This window comes from Rhizobium sp. Rhizsp42 (assembly GCF_047304155.1).
Lineage (GTDB): Bacteria > Pseudomonadota > Alphaproteobacteria > Rhizobiales > Rhizobiaceae > Rhizobium.
The window spans coordinates 1-18543 of record NZ_JBGLYS010000038.1; the positions used below are offsets into that span (position 1 = coordinate 1).

Genomic DNA, 18543 nt, shown 5'->3' on the forward strand with positions numbered 1-18543 from the left:
CTCGCTACAGCGCGCTAAGGGCGCGCTCGCGAGCGGCTTTGCTACCGTCGACTTACACCACGCTACGGGGCACGATCATCTTCACGGCGTCGCGAAGTCCGCCTGGTGGTTAGGCAGCGCGATGGTGCTCGCCAGCTCGGTCAGGCTTTTCCTTATATTCGAGCGAAAGCCGAGAGAAGGACGCCTCATTCAGGACCTGCTGGTCGCGGTGATCTATCTGGGAGCGGCGCTCTCGATCATCGCCTTCGTGTTCAGCCTTCCCGTTGGCACACTCATCGCCACCTCCGGCGTCTTCGCGATCGTGCTCGGCCTGGCACTTCAGAGCACATTGAATGACGTCTTCTCGGGAATTGCTCTCAATCTTGGCCGCCCGTACAGCGTCGGCGACTGGATTGCCCTGGAGGACGGGGTACATGGCCAAGTCGTCGAAACGAACTGGCGTTCCACGCACTTACTCAATGACGCAAATGACCTTGTCATTGTGCCTAATAGCGCACTGGCGAAAGCCAGGCTAACAAACCTAACGGGCAACGATGCCGTGCACGGGGCCAAGATCACAGTCAGGGTCACGCCCAACCGCGCTCCCGCGATCATCGAGGAAGCGATGAGGGCGGTCCTCCTCAGCGCGAACACCATCCTCAAAACACCCGCTCCTTCAGTGTCGATCACTGGGTTGGACGGGTCGGCGATCGAGATCGAGCTTGCGTTCAAGGTGGCCAGCCTCGCGCGCACCGGAACGGCCAAGAATGAGATATACGACCTCGTGTATCGGCACGCCAAGGCGGCGGGCATCCAGTTCGCGGGTTCAACCAACATCCAGCTCGACGCCGGGCAAGCATTTGAAGTGTCTCCGAAGCACCCTGGCACGCCTTGGCGGCTACTCAGTTCAATCCCACTGTTCTCGACGCTCACCGAAGACGAGATGGAAGCGCTTGCTTCGACGATGCAGCGTCTCACATACAAGAAGGACACCGTCATCGCTCCGCAAGACGCATCGATGACATCCCTGATGATCGTCCGGAGCGGCGTCGTGGTCGTCGAGGACGTGACGGGTCCCGTGCGCTTGGAGCTGACCCGCTTGGCGCCCGGAGATCTGTTTGGTGAGCGCGGCGTCCTCATGGGAGCGGCCGAACCCGCCACCATGCGCGCGCTTACATTCGTTGTGGTCTACGAGATTTCCCGCGCCCATCTGGCGACCGTCATGCATGATAGACCCGCGCTCGCCGAGGAGCTGAGCGAGTTGCTCGCGAAACGCGTCGAGTCCGAGAAGCACCTAGCGGAAGGCGTCACCGGCCCCAAGGCAAACCAGCCGACTTCCTTGGCCGTAAGGATCCGCCACTTGTTCGAGCTGCCTCACGGTGGCTCCGCGCGACCCAATTAAGATTGGCCGTCGTTGATACCCAGGGTGCTACGACCCTAGTAGCGCTGGTCCCACACTGTCGGTATGCGGGGATCCCCTTGGCCGCGCCGGACTTTTCGAGGAACTGGAACCCAGCCAGTCGCCGGCTTGCGCCTAGCTTCATCCGTTGGCTTCGTGCATCCGTTGGACGTCGTTGGAAAACGACAGGCACGGGGTCAGCTGCACGGGTCCATCGCCACCAAGGTGATCGAACGTTTCTCCAACAAACTCGAAAAGTTACAGGCTCCCGCCACGATGTCACAAGGACCCGCGCCGCGTTCTGGCTACGACCGAAGGCCGCGTCCCTTAATTGGACGGATCGTCATGAACCCACGCCCTGGTCGTGAACTTTTTTTTGAAGGGTATCCCGATCAGCGTCACAAACACGGTCTCGTCCAGCGGCCTTCGCCAAGTACAAGGCGCGATCCGCGCGCCGACAAAGATCCTGGAGGGTGGACCCATGGTGCAATGCCCTCGCGATACCGACACTCGTGGTCACCTTGACCTCGAAGCCGAGGCTCGAAACGCGAAGGCCCGAGACGGTCTTGCGTATCCGCTCCGCGTGAAGGAGGGCGTCACCCGCGCTCGCGGGCAGGAAGACGACAAACTCCTCTCCTCCGTGACGTGCAAGCAACGCGGATGGCGGCAGGACCGATTGGACCGCTTCGGCCATCGTCGAAAGGACTTCGTCACCCAGGGCGTGCCCATGACGGTCGTTGAGCTGCTTGAAATGATCAAGGTCCAGAAACAGAACCGCGTCACCAGGCTGTGGGTTGTTCGGTGCGTTCGCGTTGAAGGAGCGGCGATTGTGGAGCCCTGTCAGAGGATCAAGGTCAGCGAGTTTCTGAATCTTGACGCGCTGACGTTCGCTTATGAACATCACGATCGCGATGGCAAGCACGAACTTCGAAAGTATCATGAGGGAAAAGCCCTCGACCACGTCGAGAACCGGGAACGATTGGAAGGAAAACTCCAATCCCATGACCAACGATAGCAGGCTGGTGGCCGCGAGTATCGCGGCGACGAGTTTTCGGATCGGCAGGGGCTCGCGAGACGCATCACGGCGCACGACCCAAGCAGCGGCCGCCATTGTTAGACAACCTAGCAGGGTAAAAGTCGCCGCCCGGTAGGTGTTATCCAGATGAAAATCCGTCGCCAGACCAACCACCAAGGTCGCAGCCGCTGGAAGGAATACGTACCATGTATTGAACTTCCGCCCTGGATTGCTGATCAGAACGAACGCCAACGCCAGGAGGCCATATCCCGACACGGCCAATGCGATATTGACGAGGCTGAGGGCTCCGTAGAGGGCTGGGTAAAGTTCCGCGTACCCCGCCAAGGTCGCGCCTGCGGCCAGCATCAGGAAGCTTGCCGCGAGAAGCCCGACACCTCGACTGTCCGTGGATGTCCGCCGCAGATAGCCCAAGGTCAAGGCCCCGGCTATATAGGACGTTTTCTGCAGAAAGAGCACGGTCGGGAGATCAAGTCCGGAAGTCATCTGGCACCAAAGTCATTTATCGATGCCTACTTACCGCGAATTGCTGAATCTTTTGCAAAGGCTACGTAAGCGGGGAATATTTCAGCAATTCTTGGACGGGACAATTCCCAGGGGCGGCTTAACTTCAACTTGGCCGAACAACCCTTGTATAAACCGGTTCAGCCGGATTGGGGACCGGTCCGTCAAATCCGCAGCTCTAGTACAAAATAGAACGCGAGAAGCCAGGTGAGTGCTGTCAGCGATCCCAGTGAGACAATAATCAAGCGCAAGTGGAGTTCCAATCGGTAAGAGACCGTCTTGAACAAGCAGATGAGGGAATCGTTCCATCAAATCACCGGGGCGAGCAGGAATCCGGCGGACAAAAGCAAGGGGGCCGCGAGTACCGCTCGCCGGTGGCGTCGCCCGAGTTAAAATCGTGATGCTTCAAACTCCGCCGCATCAAGGCCCGCACCCATGCGCGAGAGGCAATCAGTCTTCGGGGAAAAGGTGCTCAAGTCGATGTGAAGGCGAACGAACCCCGCCTTGCCGATGCTTGGTCCCTTTGCACGGGGAGGTGCCGAAAGCCGCGGGACGTCTCGCGACGGCGCCCGGTCTCCTGGAACAATCGGCGCGCGCCCCGATCAGGACATCAGCCGACCACCAAGAATGCTCCTTCAGAGATTGTCGCCCCTCGGCAGCCGTTCGAAATGGGCCGCGCCGTGAGGGTGCGTACCACGTTGGAGGATCATCGGTAGTCTCGTGGCGCGCGCGACGCGCTTGTCTCCGCTTGGCGTGGTATCGCCGCTGCCTTTACCAGGATTGCCGGCAAGGCCGGAACACAGCAGTCATTTCTAAGTTCAGCGCGACGAACTCCGGCGAAGTAGATGGTGTCGCACGCCGACTTTGGCGCGTTGTTCGTGTCCGAGGTGCCTCGTCGGCTCTCGGGTCCAACTGGAACCGCGCCGCGAACGACCGCCGACCTCCAAGCCGGCCGTTCACCGGCGCTTGTTTTCCATGGAATCCCACTGGCGTTGCTTGCGTGACCTTGGTTTCAAGCTCTTCCAGGTCCGATCCAGGAAGCGAAGGAAGCGGGTGACGTCCATCAGGCGATCGACGACCGAGCTCAGGTTGCCGAGCCGTTCGTTGATAATCTCATTGGCGGTCAGCGCGACTTCGGCGGGTCCATACTCGGGAAAGTGCGCGCAGAGATCGGCATAGGGGTTGGACGCATCGCGGCCGACAATGTCGATCTTGCCCTTGCGAAACATCAGTCGCAGCAGCACCTGCTCGAACGTCCAGTCGTGAACATCGAGAACCTTATAGCGCTCGCTGCGCTTCGAAGAGAAGCCGGCCAGCGTTATCCTGGTGCGAAGATTGAGCGTCGTCAGCCAGAAACAGAGCGCAAATCCCGTCGTCGGCACGCTCGAGCGGGGATAGAAAGGCGTGAAGACATCCGTCAGATCGAGGTGCCTGACATGAACATCGCCGAAGTCGGACGCCGGGCTGAGCTGCTCGTTGGGTCCGGCCTTGATGTTCACCACTCCATGAAAAGTGCGGGTGTCGAAATAGGGCAGAACCTTATCGACCTTGCCGCTCTTGACGAGATTGGCGCCCAGCGTTCCGCTTCTCGAGAAGAGCATGGAATGGCGGGTGAAGGGCTCGCTCAGAACCTTGAAGACCTTGTTGAAGAAGATGAAGAGCGTGGTGTCGGGAAAGCGCCTTTTCAGCTCCTCGATATCCACTTCATCGCTGTTTGCGACCAGAACGACATCGCTATACTCCGCCAGCAGGGATTTCCACTCCTCCACGGCAGCGGCAGCGGGGTTGGCCTTCTCGAAGCGAGCGTCTCTGTCGATCATTCTACTCTCCTTAGCGTCTTGTGTTCGGTAGCTCGGGCCGCATCGCTTGGGGCCCCGTCGCGTCGGGCAATGGACGCTTTTTGACCAAACGCGCGGGGGAACCCACATAGACACCAAACGGCTCCGTCGCTCCCTTGATGACGCTATTCGCGCCGATGACGCAGCCGTCGGCGATATTGCTGCCGGCAAGCACCTTGGCGCCGGCGCCGATCCAGACATCCCCGCCGATCACCACCCTGCCCTTTTTGATCGGCTGATCCTTGATGAGAACCGTGGCATCCTCGTAGCCGTGCTCGAACGAGATAATGACGACATGCGCCGCGATCCTGGTACCGTCGCCGATCCTGACGCCGCCATGTCCCAGCACGATCGAGTAATCGTTGATCGAGACATTGTTTCCGATCTCGATCTTACCGCTCTGCGCATCGAGGACCACGCCACTTTGAGTGAAGAGCCGGTCACCGATTTCGATCTTGCCGTGCCGATAGCGAAGCTTTGGCAGATACCGCATGTTCGGTCTCGTCCCGATCCGCAGCGATCCGCCCGACAAAGCGGCGCGGAGGCGGACCAGAAATCCGAGGTTCACGGGTCACACAGGCGCGAAACGGGGGTCGAGCGCGCGTGCCGTTTCCAGCCAGACATCCGCGTATTCGACGTCCTGCCAATTGTGGAACCACGGGCCGCCATTGGTGTAGTGGACGGCCTTCGGAAGGCCTTGGCTCGGCTTGGTGCTCCACCCCTCCAGCCAGTTCCATTCTTCCGGTATCTCGCCGATCTCGCTGTCCTTTGCCCATTGCAAACGATGAAGATAGGCACCGGTCTGTGCATTGACGAGCTCGGGTGTCAGCTGGCGGGTGGAAGGATGCTCGCAATTGAACAGCATGAACGAGGACCAGTTCTTGCGAGGGTAATTGGTCTGCACCTTGCCATCCATCTTCACGCCCTCCTTGGGCGTATAGTCGTGATGAACGCAGGCGACGGCCTTGCTGTCGTCCTTGTAGCGCAGGAGGTCGGCGACATCGCCGAAGAACAGGAAGTCGCAGTCGCAAAACAGCGCCCAGCCCTTGTAACCGGCGAGCCAGGGCGTGAAGAAACGGGAATAGGTGAACTCGGTCGAAGCCAGAGGATCGACTTCACGGGTGTAAACACCACGATCGACCAGCTCCTGCAGCTTGATGGGGTGAACCTCGACGTCGATTGATGCGTTCTTGAGCAACGTGGCCTTGGCAACCTGGTAGGCAATATCCTCGCGGGAATCCCATCCAATATAAACTCTTAGTTCGGCCATTCATCAATTCTCCATGCAGTCCGAGGACAGAAGCTAAAGTGAGCGATGTGGAATGCTTGACCGTAATGTCAACATCTTGAAGTCGAGAAGAATCAGGACCTTTGTGGCGTTCCCACGTACTCGCCCTCTCTCCACTCGCTGCGCGCCTGTTAAGGAGACTGATACGGGCGGCACCTGACGAGCGGTGGCCATGACTGGACAAACCGGTTTGCAGCGATCGCACAGACCGCACGCGCCCAGGCTCGGCGGTGACCATCGATGGCGAAGAAGGTCGAGGTCTCGAAGCCAAACGATCTGCTCGCGGCCCTCCGCGAGAGTGCCGGACTTCTCAAGGCTGGTGCGGCCGCCGACACCAAACCCAAACGCGGCGCGCCAATGCCAACCACGGCAGGGGTGTTGCGGCCAACGAACCGTAGTCGTGTCCCGGCCATCGACGCTATCGTCATCTGCCTCAATCCGCCATACACCAGCCACCATATCCCAATCTTGATTGAACTCGTTGACGGCCAGACCGTTGTCGATAAATCAAACGAGGACAGAGGAGCCACGAGACAATGGCAGAGGAACAAGATCTTGATGCCGCGGGGTTCGAGGACCAACTTTCCGCGATGCCCGATGAGGAACTGTTCGCGCTGATGCGGAAACTCGAAGACGAAAGCGAAAACATACCCTCCGAAGACCGTGACAGCAGCGAGGTCTTTGTCAGGATCGCGATGGTCGAAACCGCGATCGAGGAGCGATTTCCTGGACAGCTATTGGCGCCATATAAAGACTGGCGGCAGCGGCGGATAGATAGCTGAGGAGCGAGGATCGTGACAAATGGATCCGACGATGCCTAAAGACTGTTCCAGGACATATTGGACACGGTAGGACAGAAAGTGCAGCTAACGCGGAGGAGGCGCTTGCGATCTTGCAAGAACCGCCCGTCGATGTGGGCGCCACCGGCATCCCCCGGGTGGAAGGTAACGAGCTGATGGTGGATGTGGTCACGCTGGGAAAGCCTTGCGATTAGTTCGCTCCGGCAACAGCGATCGAACAGATCCAACGCACATCGCGGAAGTAGCACTCATCTCGGATATTCGCGGTCATCCCTGCTGGACGCCGACTGAAATCTCACGGCGTCCTTGCCGGCCGCCTTCGCATTGTAAAGAAGCGCGTCGGCCTCGTTTAGCAGTTCCGAAACGTCGCGCTTGTCGGGCGTCCAGATACCGCCGATGCTCACGCGGACGTCAGCGATATGATTGGCGATCGCGATAGGTTCCCTCATCCGCGCGAGGATCCGTTTAGCTGCCGCCTCCCCCGCTGGTTGATCGCCCGCGATAACCACCACGAACTCATCGCCCCCGGTACGTGCCACGAGATCTTGGACTCTGACAGATGACGTCAGGCGCGACGCGGTGGTCTTCAGGACAACATCTCCCATGGCATGACCATGCGCATCGTTGACCTCCTTGAAGCCATCGATGTCGAGGGCAAGGACAGCGACGCCAGCGGCGGATTGCAAGGCCGCGAATTCGATCGACAGCCCACGCCGGTTTAGCAACCCTGTCAACGCATCCGTTCGCGCCGTCTCCTCCAGCATCTCGATCCGGCGTCGCTCCTCGGTGAAATCGATGGCCATTCCGACAATTTTCACTGGCCGACCGTCGCTATCGCGTAAAAGTCGGCGATCACAGCGCATCCAGCGTTCGCCCTGAACGGTCTCCAGACGATACTCCGCGACATTCTGATCGAGCTTACCTGTGATCAGCGGCGTCAGATCCGCCTGGGCGCCATCATTGACGTTGACCCTGTTGACGTAGCGCTCGAGGTCGAGCCGCGCGGCGGTCGGCCCGCCGATAAATTGAGCCAGTCGATCGGACGTCTCAAACTTGCCCGTGAGGATGTCCATCTGCCAGAAGCCACCACGGACGGCCTCAAGCGCCAGTTCAAGCTGCGCTGCCCGCTCGGCAAGCTGACGCTCATGCTCCTTGTGGCGCGTGATGTCTTCGATCTGGGATATAAAGCGTACAACCTCACCATCGGCATTGCGCATCGCGGCCACGTGGATCAGGACGTGAACGAGTTCGCCGAAGGGTCTTAGATAGCGCTTCTCGATCGTGTATCCGTCCCGTTTTCCCCGCAGGACCTGCTGGAACAGGATTAGGTCTGCCTCGATATCGTCTGGGTGGGTGAAGTCCTTGAAATGTGTCCCGAGCACCTTGTCGATAGGAAGCGATAGAAGCTTGGCGAAAGCGGCGTTGCCGCGAATGATGCGCCCCCCGAGATCCACGAGAGCGATCCCGATTGGAGCGTTCTCGAAGGCAAAATCAAAAAGCGCCAGGCGGGTCTCAGGATCGTCGGCCGTAGAGGCTTGCGCCACTTTCTCTCCTCCATATACAAGAGCTGCACGGCGTTACTTGTGCTTTAGGAGATGATAATCAAGGTGCGAGGAGGCTCCAGCGCGAGGCAACCCTCACTGAGCGCCAGTGGCGATATGCGAGATGGGCCTCATTGCCGGGGCGACGCGGCACGCCTCCCAAATGTTTCCTCAGCGCTCGCGGATTGGTGGTCTTGATCTTGAACCGGACCAAGCAGTGAGTACTTCGCGATGTTTCGATCAACCCAAAGGTTCAGAGTCTCGCCAAGAATATTGACGAGCTGGCCCTGCCCTTCGCACGTCAGGCTCGTTATTGCGAGCATCTCCTGGAGGGCGTCTCGGAGGATCGGCGTGATCTTTTCTTCCGAAAAGATGGCCAAGCTACATCCTCTATGCCGATGTGCGGGAGCTGTCCATCTTCTCGCCGTAAAGCCCGATCCGAGCCCCGCTGTTCTCGCGCATGGATATGGTGTCCTGCCGCAACCTGCTGATCTTTTCGGGCCCCGACATCCAGAACCTGGTAGTCCTGGCCGCCTGCCCGCGTTACCGACGGCGCTTGCCGCGCCAGGTGAAGACGGCAGGCCGCTAGTCTGGAAGTAGAGCGGTCAGGCCGATCCGTTCCGGTTTTTCCCGCAGCCGCCACGGCCTCGGCCATTTAGCGGCCCATGTCGCGCCGGTCTCGTCGGTCGTCGGACCAACGCGCATCACCGACCGTTCCGTAACGTTAAAGGCGACGGGCGTGACCGGTAGGACGCCGGTTGCCTCGAATGTCGACGAGCTGCGTGACAGCCGCGCATCCTCCGAGACCGATTGTGAGCCTTGAAATCCTGCCAATTGGCAGTATATTGATTGTCAACGGAGGCTGACATGGTCGTAGCGCAAGCAATTCATGATAATGGGGTTCCACAGTCACCTGTAAACCTCGGCGACGAAGGGACGCGTGGACGGCTGACCCCGGCAGCGGTGTCTGGCGTCGTTCGATTGGCCAAGATGTGGCGCTTAACCAGCGTCGAGGTTTGCGCACTGATGGGTGATGTTTCAGAGCGCACGTGGTTCAGAATGAAGAAAGGTGAGTGGAGCGGAAGTCTTTCGCAAGACACATTGACGAGGGTTAGTGCCCTGATTGGTATTTTCAAGGCGCTACGACTGCTTTTCTCTGAAACCCTTGCCGACGAATGGATCAGACTTCCAAACAAGGGACCGCTTTTCGAAGGGCGCCGGCCGATTGACGTCATGATTGAAGGTGGCATCCCGAAGCTGCTTCTGGTGCGACGCCATGTTGATGCATTGCGGGGTGGTCTGTGATCGAGCCTGCTCGCACGGACATCGTTCAGCGAGATACCGTACGCCTGATACCGACAGCTAGGCTCAAGGAACCAGTGTTGCTGGCACTCGCGCCCAATCCTGATGCCATGGAGGATTTGGCCGAGCTGGAGGGAGCCACCAGCAGCCGCCTCCAGGCTCAGGAAGGTGGTTTGCTGGATCTCGATCGGAAAGAACTTGTGTTTGGCCGCCCAGGCCATACGTTCATCAATGCCGCCTTCACATACACTCGGCCTGGCGGCAACCGGTTCAACGATGACGAACGCGGCGCATGGTATTGTGCCTTTCAAGCGGAAACGGCCTTAGCCGAGGTCACTTTTCACCTCACAAAAGAACTTGCGGCGATCGACCGGTGGGAGAACGTCACGGACTACGCTGAGCTGCTAGCTGATTTCATCGGGCAATTCCACGACCTTCGCGGTAGTGCTTTTTCAACAGATGACAGTTTAACGGCCGACCCCGCCGTCGCATATCCCGCGGGGCAGGCGCTGGCCAGATGGCTACGAGTGGAAAAGGACAGCCCAGGTCTAATCTATCCTTCCGTCAGATCACCGGGTGGGACATGCCTCGTGGCGTTCCATCCTTCCTTGATCCAAAACCTACGCCAAGGTGGAACATGGCGGCTCGAATGGCAGGGTTCTCCAGAACCGGAAATTTCGAGGCTTTAGGCGATCGTACATATGACGAACGCGATATATCTCGATGGTTTGGCAACTTTCCAAAAGCCCAAGGGGCCATGCTCTCGAGGAAACAGTTGTCCAAACCGGGAATGTGGTGGCTCCCAACGCTTCGGATGAATGAGAAAATTTGGGCGGGCTTATGCGCTAAACAAATTGAGCAGGTTTCCTGGCGCGCTGTTGGCGATCGAGAGAGATTGTATCGCTAGTTTCCGCTGCGTCTGCTTCGCGGCTAGTTTTGACGATTCTTCTTCCATATCCGCATCAACCAATTGCCCAATGCCAGACGACAGCGAGTCCCGTAGATCGCCGATAAATCTCTCCTGAATGCCGATGCGTGATGACAACGATCCTAGGCGCGAGGCCACCTCGGTCATCTTCGACACCATGGCCTCGGTAACGACCAACATTTCCTGGATCTCGTCGTTTGTCGTGTCCTCGGACAACTCCATCTCACGATGCGATTGATGGCGCGCGCCATTGAACAGGACCCAATCGCTCGCGGTCCCCAGCCTATCGGCGAAGGCGGAATTCGTGATGATCCCGGAATCTCCACTCTCATCATCGATTAGAAAGGAAACGTCGGGCGTGTCCCAGTCGGAGTTGAGATCGTAAGTCATCGTTTGGACGGAAACCGCGCCGCTCGTATCGCGGGCAATGCCAGCGGCGATGGAACGGTCCACGTTGTCTGCCGTTGAATTGATATAAAGCCAGTTCTGTCCTGAAAAGGATGCGGAGACGGCGATGGCGCGTAGTTGATTCTTGAGTTGGCTCAGCTCGTCGTTGACCTTCGCCTTGTCAACGCCGTTCTCGGTGGCGGCAACGAACCTCGCTTTGATCTCCGACATGACATCGATCGCCTGGCTCATGCCCGCATACGCGGTGTCGACCATGGCGGCGCCGAGGCCCAACGCGTCGCTGACAGCTGAGAGTGCTTCGTTGTCGGAGCGCATCGTCGTGGCGATCGACCAATAAGCGGCGTCGTCCGAAGCTCGCTCGACGCGAAACCCGGTTGAAACTTTGCGTTGTGTCTCCGTGAGGTCCGAGGCAACTGCTCGGAGTGTCTGGAGGGCAATATCGGCGGAACTGTTGGAATTGATGGACGACATCCGAATCTCAGATGAACATGGAAATCGCGAGTAGGGATGATGATGCTTCACGCATCTTTGAGATGAATTTTATCGCCGAAAGTCGCTTAAAAAATTCTTACCTCATTAAGCAAAAAACATGCAAGTCAGGGCGCGACGTCAGCGAGGTGGTGCTTTCCTCACACCTTGACGACGCGTGCTCGAGCTTCCCGAGCCGGTCGCTTCCGTGCGGCCATGAGGTTTCACCAATTGCCGTGATCTCTTCGTATGCGCAGGTGCTTGTGCTAGGTGAAGCTGATGCTCAAGGATATTGCATATGGCTAGAACTCTGATCCGACCCGGTGGACGCAGCGAGCGTATACAAATCGCGGTTCATAAAGCAGTAAAGGATCTGATGGCCGAGCGGCCCGAGGAATAACTCACGATCGCCATGATTGCCGCGCGTGCGGACGTGACCCCGTCGACGATCTACAGGCGTTGGTCAAGTCTCTCACAACTGCTGAATGATGTCGCTGGCGAACGGTTTGTTTCGATTCAGTTCCTCCAGATACGGGCAGTTTGCGAGGCGATCTTGAAATCTGGGTTGAACAAACCGTCGATGACTTTTCCTCCGCCGCTCTTTGTATGCTGTTTCGAGAGCGTCTGGCGAACAAGAAAATGGCAGAGGTGGCGGCCGGGTACATCTATATGAACTTGCTGTATCTGTGCGACCGGTGCGAGCGTCGGGGCGAAGTTGCCCCTAATCCCGACAGATTGATTGACCTTATCTTCGCCGCTCGTATATCGGATGTTCTTCGTACATCAATCGGTTCCCAAGTTATATCAGATGGACTTGTCCTCAGTCCTAGGACAGAGGACAGTGTTCATGACGAGCCAAGATATCCTCGTCCTGCTAAAGCTGGTAAGCCTACAAGACCAGGAACTCACCAAGGGCATTGATCAGTTGCGATCGGAATCCGTGGGTGAGACCCATATTCTGTTCGGAACCTAGAGGCACTACTCGGGTCAGCAAGACCGAAATAGCGCAGTCGATCAAGCGCAGTGTTGCTTCAGGCATCGCGAGAAAAGACAACAGCAAGAACGAGCCTCGGCCAAGCCGAAGGAACCTATCGAAGACGTGCTGGCAGGCGACGAGCCATTCACGCCGACGATTGAGCGGAAGTTCGATATCTTCTACTTCCGCAGCGACATCTGATATAGCAGGACCCAGCGTTGTTGCTTTTGAATAGCCGCTACCCATGTAAAGGTTGAGCTTCTATGGGGTCGGATGTTGCCATCTCAATAGATCCTTGCGTCGTGCAGGCCTATGTATTATATAGGAATATTGAAAGATCGCGGTGAAAACGATGTCCAGTGTGGCAATCAAGGTTCTGTCGACGGTGAACGCTCCCTATGGGACGAACCTTTCGGCCGAGCAATTGGCTGCAAAGATTTCCGATCCAGCAAGCGTCGAAAATTTCGATCCGTCAGCATTTTCCTTCTACTCCGAGGTCGATGAAGGCCTTCAGAATTCGTTTCTGAGCGAAATGCATATTGATCGTTCCGAAGCGGCTGAGATTGCGCGGAAATTCTCTGCTCTCGCAGGATACTCGATGGCGTTGGCCGCTTAGTGGTCTCGCCGTCTAAAAGTCAGTGGGAAAGCCTGTTTGATCAGGCAGTAGCGATCATAAATCAAGCCAATCGCGAATTTAAGCTCGTTGACGATTGGAGCTTTGGCGGAGGAACCGCCTTGATGATCCAGATCGATCAACGGGAGAGTTTCGACGTGGATATATTTATCGACGATCCTCAACTCCTTCCTTACCTCAATCCACAGGTCCAAGGCTACACATTGGACCTGAACCCCGACGATTACGAAACAGACGGGACGAAGGCACTCAAGATAGTATTTGCGGGCGTAGGCGAGATCGATTTCATCTGCGCTCCCGCATTGACTGACTATCCGACGACAATGGTCCCTGTGCGGGGCGTGTCGGTGGCTCTCGAAACCCCCGCCGAAATCGTTGCGGAGAAAATCTACCATCGCGGTTCATCTATGCAACCGCGCGACATGTTCGACATAGCCTGTATCGTAGAGGCGTTTGGCGAGCAGTGCCTTCTCGACGCGCTCGCGCCGTTAAAGGAACGCGCTGCCGTTGCTCTGGAAGTCGCGGAAAAGATGGACCACCGGCTTGCAAAAACGCTGATGGGCAGTCTTCTTTTTCGTGAGAATTTCTCCCACATCCCAAGCCAAGGTCGCGCGATCACGATCAAGGTTCTCGAGGCTGTCTGCGCTTACGATCCGGCGTCGACCAACAAGGTTGGAACGACGCCCTCTCCGAAGTGACCGTGTATATCGCCAAGAGGAACGAACATCGCCGGGATGACTGATACCCTGACCCCGGCCGCCCGCTCCGCTCGAATGGCGCGGATCAAGAACAAGAACACGAAACCCGAGATGAAGGTTCGAGGGCTCGTTCATTCCCTGGGGTTCCGGTACCGTCTTCATGGGAAGAACATTCCGGGCAGGCCGGATATGGTCTTTTCTGGTCGGCGGAAGGTGATATTCATTCACGGCTGTTTCTGGCATCGCCACGCCGATTCGGACTGCGCCCTCGCGCGCATGCCTAAATCGAGGCTCGATTTCTGGAAACCAAAGCTTGAACGCAACGCCGAGCGTGATGGCGAGACTATGGAACTGCTTCGTCGGGCTGGATGGGACAGCCTGGTGATATGGGAATGTGAGCTGCGTGACATGGTCGCGGTCGAGCAAAAAGTGGTGGGGTTTCTCTGCGATGAAGTCGATTGAATTGTTCGCCGGAGCCGGAGGCCTTGGGCTGGGCCTGCACTCGGCTGGGTTTCGTCCAGCGAACGTCTTCGAGTGGGACCGCTATTGCTGCGACACCATCCGGGAAAACCAGGCTCGTGGCGTGAACGCGGTAAAGGGCTGGAAAGTGGTTGAAGGCGACGTCCGCCAGTCCGATTTCTCGCGGTTCGAGGGCAAGATCAGTCTTGTTTCCGGAGGTCCACCCTGCCAACCGTTTTCCATGGGCGGAAAGCACGCCGCCTATGATGATGCCCGTGACATGTTTCCCCAGGCCATCAGGGCGGTGCGCGAAGCGCGGCCCAGTGCGTTCGTGTTCGAGAACGTCAAGGGGCTGACACGGGCGACCTTCAGCAATTACTTTGAATATATCCGACTGCAGCTTGAACATCCGGAGATCGTCAAGAGGGTCGACGAGCCTTGGCAGGACCACTTCGCGAGGCTGGAGCAACATCACAGCAGCGGCAGCCACGATGGGCTGAACTACCGGGTTGTGACGCAACTGTTGAACGCCGCCGACTTTGGGGTGCCGCAGCGACGCGAACGCGTCTTCTTCGTTGGTTTCCGGGAGGACCTTGGCATTTCCTGGAGTTTCCCGCGACCGACGCACTCGCGCGAGGCGCTCATCTGGGACAAGGCCTCCGGAGCTTATTGGGATCGAGCCCGGATCGCGAAAAAGGATCGCCCTGCCCTCGGGATCGACACCTCCCGCCTTGATCCCGACCGCGCACCGGGGGAACTTGCTTGGATGACCGTGCATGAGGCGATTTCATCATTGCCGGAACCAGGGCGCGCCCATTCGGACATGCCAATCCACAACCATAAGGCCCAGCATGGGGCGCGCTCGTATCCAGGACACACCGGTAGTCCGTTGCACGAGCCCGCCAAGACGTTGAAGGCCGGTGTGCACGGGGTTCCTGGCGGCGAGAACATGCTGTTGAGACCAGACGGGACCGTGCGATACTTCACGGTGCGCGAGAGCGCTCGCCTTCAGACGTTCCCCGACGATTATGTGTTCCACGGATCGTGGAGCGAAACCATGCGGCAACTGGGCAACGCCGTTCCGGTGAACCTGGCGAAAGTGGTCGGTGGTTCCGTGGCGGCGCATTTAAAGGCCGCCGCATGAATGGTGGACCCTACAATCCGCTAGACAAAATCAATCTTGCCCGAAGCATCGAGACGGAGTTGCTATCGCGACAGGCGGTGGGCTTCGACCAACTCAGTGATGTTCGTGGGGCGGGTGTCTACGCGATCTATTATTTCGGTCATTTCCCCGCTTACGCGACGATCGCGGCGAGGAACCTGGACGGGAAGTTCGCGCAGCCGATCTATGTCGGCAAGGCCATTCCCAAGGGCGGTCGAAAAGGCGGTATCTCGGCTGACGCCCTTGCTGGGAAGCCGCTTCTCGACCGCTTGGGACAGCATGCTTCCTCGATCGACCAGGCGACAAATCTTTCCATCGCCGACTTCGCGGTTCGGCACCTGGTGGTGGACGACATCTGGATCCCGCTGGGCGAAAACATGCTCATCGAGACCTACAAGCCAGTTTGGAACCGGGCATTGGATGGTTTTGGCAACAAGGATCCGGGACGTCGTCGCGCCACGCAGTACAAGTCTCCCTGGGACGTACTGCATCCCGGCCGAAGGTTCGCGGAGAAGCTCGCGGACAGCGGCTTATCCGAGGAGTTCCTCGCCGAGCGTGTGGACGACTATCTAAACAACCGACCCATGAAGCGACTGCCCAGGGTGGTGGAGGAACAACAGGCGGAAGAACAAGGAGAAGCCGAGCAGGGCGCGGATGATGGCCTACGTCATCTCGGAACAACGGATCATATCTGATACTGTCAGCGGGCAAATGACGGTAAGAGATCGTAGACACACTGCGCAGCGGCCGGGAAACGCCTAGACCACCATGCGTGGAGGGAGCGTGTCTTCAATCCATCCCCATCACCGGCGAGGGCGGCCACCCGAGCCGGCGCTTCTTCTACTTACAAGAAGCCGGTATAGTCATAAGACAAGCGTGTCGCGATCCTTCGGGTTCGCTCGTCACGCTTTAAGTTTTTGTTCTGTCGCATGTCGCAAAACCGCCGCACGTTTCGCGGCGATACTTTAGGATTCTAAATCGGGGGCCTGGCTGAGCGTGAGCGATACCCAAGCAGTGTGAGCTTGAGAGTGAATTCTCGCAGGTCACCCGACCATTCGACAAAGCCAAGTTCGCGCGCTTTGACCGCCGTCTTCAATCCGACCCCGTGTGGTAATGACTTGAAGGATCTGCGTGATAGGCTGTTCAGGAGAAAGGCCAGGCGCCCATCAAGGAGGATTTCGCTTCGTGACACAGGGAAGCGCTCATCTCAAGCCTGCCTGCTTCTCGAATTGCCGCTCACGAGCCGGATATGCTGCTCGGCAGGACGAGCCACTTCAACACCAGGCTCGCGGATGGTCTTGCGACGGTTCAGCTTGAAGCGGCCCACCAGTCCCGCGAGCTGCTCGGAGTCGGACGCCAAGGCATGGCTTATAGCCGTCGTCTCTTCGACCATGGAGGCATTCTGCTGTGTCATCTGGTCGACGGAGTTCACGGCTGCGCTGATCTCGACAAGACCGACTGACTGCTCCTTCGCGGCAGTGGTAATTGCCTCCACTTTCACATCGATCTCGCTGACGAAGCTGTCGATCCTATGCAGTGCATCGACGGTCTCGGCGACCATCTTCACGCCATCGGAAACGTCTCCCGTGGAAAGCTGGATAAGGCCCGCGATCTCCTTTGCCGCCGTCGCGGATCTTTGCGCGAGTTCGCGAACTTCCTGCGCGACCACGGCGAACCCTTTGCCTGCCTCCCCTGCCCTGGCGGCTTCCACGCCTGCATTCAGAGCGAGCAAGTTCGTCTGAAACGCGATCTGATCGATGACGCTGATGATCTGGCCGATCGCCGCCGAGGAGTTCTCGATCCGGGACATCGCCTTGATCGCCTCCTGGACGACGGCCGTCGATGCGGTCGTGCAGCGACGTGCGTCCCGGACGAGGTCGCGCGTCTCCGCGGTACGTTCACTCGACGCCCGGACGGTTGCCGTGACCTCTTCTAGCGCGGCGGCGGTTTCTTCAAGCGCGGCGGCCTGCTGTTCGGTGCGCCGTGACAGATTGTCGGCCGCCTCCCTCATCGCCTGGGAGTTCTCGGTGATGTGGCGGGTCTTGCCGAGCACCTCCTCGAGCGTCGCCTGGAAAGTCGCGATCGAACTGTTGAAGTCGTGTCTTAGAGCCTCGAACTCAGCCGAGAACGGCACATCGATCGTCATGCGGATGTTGCATTCAGCAAGCCGCCCCAGGCCCGCGCCGAGGGTGGTGACAACCTCCTCCAGACTGGCCGCCTGCTCGGCCTGTTGCTGTTCCCGCAGTTCGCGCTCCTGCTCCGCGCGTTCGCGTGCAGCGTCCATCTCCTCACGCAGCCGCAACCTGTCGAGAGAGGATTGGCGGAATACTTCGACGGATCGAGCCATGACCCCGATTTCGTCCTGGCGAGCCATGTAGGGGACGGCAACCGTGAAGTCGCCCTCGGCCATTTGTCCCATGTACGCCGCGAAAGCGCTTAGGGGCGCGACGGCGCGGCGTCGGATGAACAACAGGCCCGCCGCAAAGATGGCGATGGATGCGACGCCGCCCGTCATCGCCATTCGGCTGTAGAAGGCATCCTTGGAGGCCGCGTAGGCCTCGGTCTCAGCGATCTTCTTGTTCGTGGCCGATACAAGCTCGTCTACAGCTTTTTGGTGGACGTGGAACCGCTCCTCGAGCGTGTCCAGAGTATCGCGCATCCGCATATCGTCATGGGCCGCGGCCGCGGTGAAAAACGGCCCAGTCAAGGCTACCCAGAATAAATCCGCTGTATCCGCCGTGCCTTTGATGCGCTCCTTCAGATCTCCGGGCAAGTCCGACTTCTCCCAAACCCCCCGACGCTCATCGTAGGAGGCCTTCAATGCCTTGATCTTTTCGAGGTTCCCGAGCGTTACGTCCTTGTAAATGAACGCCTCGCTGGCCAAACCGTAAGCCTCGACGACGTAAAGCGGAGGCGGTAGCACGTCGGCCACGAGATCCTTGTTCTGTTCGACGCGAAGGGAGACCGGGCCTCCCACCTTGAGTTCGCCGAGCGCAGTTCGTTGCAACCCCAGCGCAGTCACCATCCCCAAAGGCACGACGAGGCCGAAGGCAAGCGTAAGGCGAGAGATCGATAATGTGGTCATGTCCCGAACCGAGGTGAGAGAAACGTCTGCTTGGGAAGAAT

At 58.4% G+C, this 18543-nt stretch carries 18 protein-coding genes and 3 pseudogenes; 12 read left to right on the top strand and 9 right to left on the bottom strand.

The genetic code is table 11. The features are described from left to right. On the top strand, nt 1-1381 hold a 1381-nt coding region (locus ACCD05_RS26275; protein ID WP_413396416.1), incomplete at its 5' end, for a mechanosensitive ion channel family protein. A 340-nt stretch (nt 1382-1721) separates the two neighbouring features. Here ACCD05_RS26275 and ACCD05_RS26280 read toward each other — a convergent pair. The 4 genes from ACCD05_RS26280 to ACCD05_RS26295 form a co-directional block, all read right to left on the bottom strand. Then, on the bottom strand, nt 1722-2897 hold the full coding sequence (locus ACCD05_RS26280) for a GGDEF domain-containing protein (protein WP_413396418.1): 1176 nt from the start codon (nt 2895-2897) through the stop codon (nt 1722-1724). A gap of 974 nt (nt 2898-3871) precedes the next feature. Continuing rightward, nucleotides 3872-4735 carry a 3-deoxy-manno-octulosonate cytidylyltransferase gene (locus ACCD05_RS26285; protein ID WP_413396420.1) on the bottom strand — a complete coding sequence of 288 codons (864 nt, stop codon included), beginning with the start codon at nt 4733-4735 and terminating at the stop codon, nt 3872-3874. A gap of 10 nt (nt 4736-4745) precedes the next feature. Then, nucleotides 4746-5246 carry an acyltransferase gene (locus tag ACCD05_RS26290; protein WP_413396422.1) on the bottom strand — a complete coding sequence of 167 codons (501 nt, stop codon included), beginning with the start codon at nt 5244-5246 and terminating at the stop codon, nt 4746-4748. Nucleotides 5247-5324: 78 nt separating this feature from the next. Next, nucleotides 5325-6023, bottom strand: a complete 699-nt coding sequence (locus ACCD05_RS26295; RefSeq protein ID WP_112949246.1) for a glycosyltransferase — start codon at nt 6021-6023, stop codon at nt 5325-5327. 264 nt (nt 6024-6287) lie between these two features. Between ACCD05_RS26295 and ACCD05_RS26300 the strand changes: the two are divergent. Together ACCD05_RS26300 and ACCD05_RS26305 are read left to right on the top strand one after the other, a co-directional pair. Beyond that, nucleotides 6288-6418, top strand: a pseudogene (locus ACCD05_RS26300) (Ku protein); the annotation flags it as partial. Between the two features lie 159 nt (nt 6419-6577). Beyond that, nucleotides 6578-6823: a hypothetical protein gene (locus ACCD05_RS26305; protein ID WP_112436411.1), complete on the top strand. Its 246-nt coding sequence runs from the start codon at nt 6578-6580 to the stop codon at nt 6821-6823. Nucleotides 6824-7089: 266 nt separating this feature from the next. Here the strand turns inward: ACCD05_RS26305 and ACCD05_RS26310 are convergent, their stop codons facing one another. Both ACCD05_RS26310 and ACCD05_RS26315 read right to left on the bottom strand, forming a co-directional pair. Then, entirely contained in the window at nt 7090-8385 is a 1296-nt protein-coding gene (locus ACCD05_RS26310) for a diguanylate cyclase (protein ID WP_413396424.1), read from the bottom strand. Between the two features lie 128 nt (nt 8386-8513). Then, complete coding sequence (locus tag ACCD05_RS26315; protein WP_112436413.1) at nt 8514-8762, bottom strand: hypothetical protein; 249 nt, start codon at nt 8760-8762, stop codon at nt 8514-8516. A 487-nt stretch (nt 8763-9249) separates the two neighbouring features. Here ACCD05_RS26315 and ACCD05_RS26320 point away from each other — a divergent pair, with 487 nt between their 5' ends. Both ACCD05_RS26320 and ACCD05_RS26325 read left to right on the top strand, forming a co-directional pair. Next, the gene (locus ACCD05_RS26320; RefSeq protein WP_413396426.1) at nt 9250-9687 is read left to right on the top strand and encodes an MbcA/ParS/Xre antitoxin family protein; all 438 of its coding nucleotides are present in this window, start codon (nt 9250-9252) and stop codon (nt 9685-9687) included. A 77-nt stretch (nt 9688-9764) separates the two neighbouring features. After that, the gene (locus ACCD05_RS26325; protein WP_413396428.1) at nt 9765-10373 is read left to right on the top strand and encodes an RES family NAD+ phosphorylase; all 609 of its coding nucleotides are present in this window, start codon (nt 9765-9767) and stop codon (nt 10371-10373) included. Nucleotides 10374-10522: 149 nt separating this feature from the next. Here ACCD05_RS26325 and ACCD05_RS26330 read toward each other — a convergent pair whose 3' ends face one another. Next, on the bottom strand, nt 10523-11491 hold the full coding sequence (locus ACCD05_RS26330; RefSeq protein ID WP_413396430.1) for a flagellin: 969 nt from the start codon (nt 11489-11491) through the stop codon (nt 10523-10525). 409 nt (nt 11492-11900) lie between these two features. On the opposite strand from ACCD05_RS26330, the pseudogene ACCD05_RS26335 reads away from it, so the two are divergent. Next, a pseudogene (locus tag ACCD05_RS26335) lies at nt 11901-11966 on the top strand (TetR family transcriptional regulator); the annotation flags it as partial. A 56-nt stretch (nt 11967-12022) separates the two neighbouring features. Beyond that, nucleotides 12023-12409 (top strand): annotated as a pseudogene (locus ACCD05_RS26340) (hypothetical protein); the annotation flags it as partial. On the opposite strand, the gene ACCD05_RS26345 reads toward ACCD05_RS26340, so the two are convergent. Next, nucleotides 12378-12710, bottom strand: coding sequence for a hypothetical protein (locus ACCD05_RS26345; RefSeq protein ID WP_413396432.1), 333 nt, complete (start codon nt 12708-12710; stop codon nt 12378-12380). The pseudogene ACCD05_RS26340 and the gene ACCD05_RS26345 overlap by 32 nt on opposite strands. Nucleotides 12711-12816: 106 nt before the next feature. On the opposite strand from ACCD05_RS26345, the gene ACCD05_RS26350 reads away from it, so the two are divergent. The 5 genes from ACCD05_RS26350 (at nt 12817) to ACCD05_RS26370 (ending at nt 16112) form a co-directional block, all read left to right on the top strand. After that, nucleotides 12817-13080, top strand: a complete 264-nt coding sequence (locus ACCD05_RS26350; protein ID WP_413396494.1) for a hypothetical protein — start codon at nt 12817-12819, stop codon at nt 13078-13080. 122 nt (nt 13081-13202) lie between these two features. Next, nucleotides 13203-13796, top strand: a complete 594-nt coding sequence (locus ACCD05_RS26355) for a nucleotidyl transferase AbiEii/AbiGii toxin family protein (RefSeq protein ID WP_413396434.1) — start codon at nt 13203-13205, stop codon at nt 13794-13796. Between the two features lie 36 nt (nt 13797-13832). Beyond that, nucleotides 13833-14258, top strand: a complete 426-nt coding sequence (locus ACCD05_RS26360; RefSeq protein WP_111563886.1) for a DNA mismatch endonuclease Vsr — start codon at nt 13833-13835, stop codon at nt 14256-14258. After that, a complete protein-coding gene (locus ACCD05_RS26365) occupies nt 14245-15399 on the top strand; it encodes a DNA cytosine methyltransferase (protein ID WP_413396436.1) in 1155 nt (384 codons plus the stop codon). The genes ACCD05_RS26360 and ACCD05_RS26365 overlap by 14 nt, the downstream gene beginning before the upstream one ends. Continuing rightward, nucleotides 15396-16112: an Eco29kI family restriction endonuclease gene (locus tag ACCD05_RS26370; RefSeq protein ID WP_112436419.1), complete on the top strand. Its 717-nt coding sequence runs from the start codon at nt 15396-15398 to the stop codon at nt 16110-16112. The genes ACCD05_RS26365 and ACCD05_RS26370 overlap by 4 nt, the downstream gene beginning before the upstream one ends. Before the next feature lie 512 nt (nt 16113-16624). On the opposite strand, the gene ACCD05_RS26375 is transcribed toward ACCD05_RS26370, so the two are convergent. Continuing rightward, nucleotides 16625-18502 (bottom strand): methyl-accepting chemotaxis protein, encoded by a 1878-nt coding sequence (locus ACCD05_RS26375; protein ID WP_413396438.1) that lies wholly within the window; start codon nt 18500-18502, stop codon nt 16625-16627. Nucleotides 18503-18543 lie beyond the last annotated feature (41 nt).

Excerpts from the sequence above, each read along its gene's own strand:
- ACCD05_RS26280 (WP_413396418.1), bottom strand. The coding sequence starts at position 2,897 with ATGACTTCCGGACTTGATCTCCCGACCGTGCTCTTTCTGCAGAAAACG.
- ACCD05_RS26285 (WP_413396420.1), bottom strand. The coding sequence starts at position 4,735 with ATGATCGACAGAGACGCTCGCTTCGAGAAGGCCAACCCCGCTGCCGCT.
- ACCD05_RS26290 (WP_413396422.1), bottom strand. The coding sequence starts at position 5,246 with ATGCGGTATCTGCCAAAGCTTCGCTATCGGCACGGCAAGATCGAAATC.
- ACCD05_RS26295 (WP_112949246.1), bottom strand. The coding sequence starts at position 6,023 with ATGGCCGAACTAAGAGTTTATATTGGATGGGATTCCCGCGAGGATATT.
- ACCD05_RS26305 (WP_112436411.1), top strand. The coding sequence starts at position 6,578 with ATGGCAGAGGAACAAGATCTTGATGCCGCGGGGTTCGAGGACCAACTT.
- ACCD05_RS26320 (WP_413396426.1), top strand. The coding sequence starts at position 9,250 with ATGGTCGTAGCGCAAGCAATTCATGATAATGGGGTTCCACAGTCACCT.
- ACCD05_RS26330 (WP_413396430.1), bottom strand. The coding sequence starts at position 11,491 with ATGTCGTCCATCAATTCCAACAGTTCCGCCGATATTGCCCTCCAGACA.
- ACCD05_RS26345 (WP_413396432.1), bottom strand. The coding sequence starts at position 12,710 with ATGGGTAGCGGCTATTCAAAAGCAACAACGCTGGGTCCTGCTATATCA.
- ACCD05_RS26350 (WP_413396494.1), top strand. The coding sequence starts at position 12,817 with ATGTCCAGTGTGGCAATCAAGGTTCTGTCGACGGTGAACGCTCCCTAT.
- ACCD05_RS26355 (WP_413396434.1), top strand. The coding sequence starts at position 13,203 with ATGATCCAGATCGATCAACGGGAGAGTTTCGACGTGGATATATTTATC.
- ACCD05_RS26360 (WP_111563886.1), top strand. The coding sequence starts at position 13,833 with ATGACTGATACCCTGACCCCGGCCGCCCGCTCCGCTCGAATGGCGCGG.
- ACCD05_RS26365 (WP_413396436.1), top strand. The coding sequence starts at position 14,245 with ATGAAGTCGATTGAATTGTTCGCCGGAGCCGGAGGCCTTGGGCTGGGC.
- ACCD05_RS26370 (WP_112436419.1), top strand. The coding sequence starts at position 15,396 with ATGAATGGTGGACCCTACAATCCGCTAGACAAAATCAATCTTGCCCGA.
- ACCD05_RS26375 (WP_413396438.1), bottom strand. The coding sequence starts at position 18,502 with ATGACCACATTATCGATCTCTCGCCTTACGCTTGCCTTCGGCCTCGTC.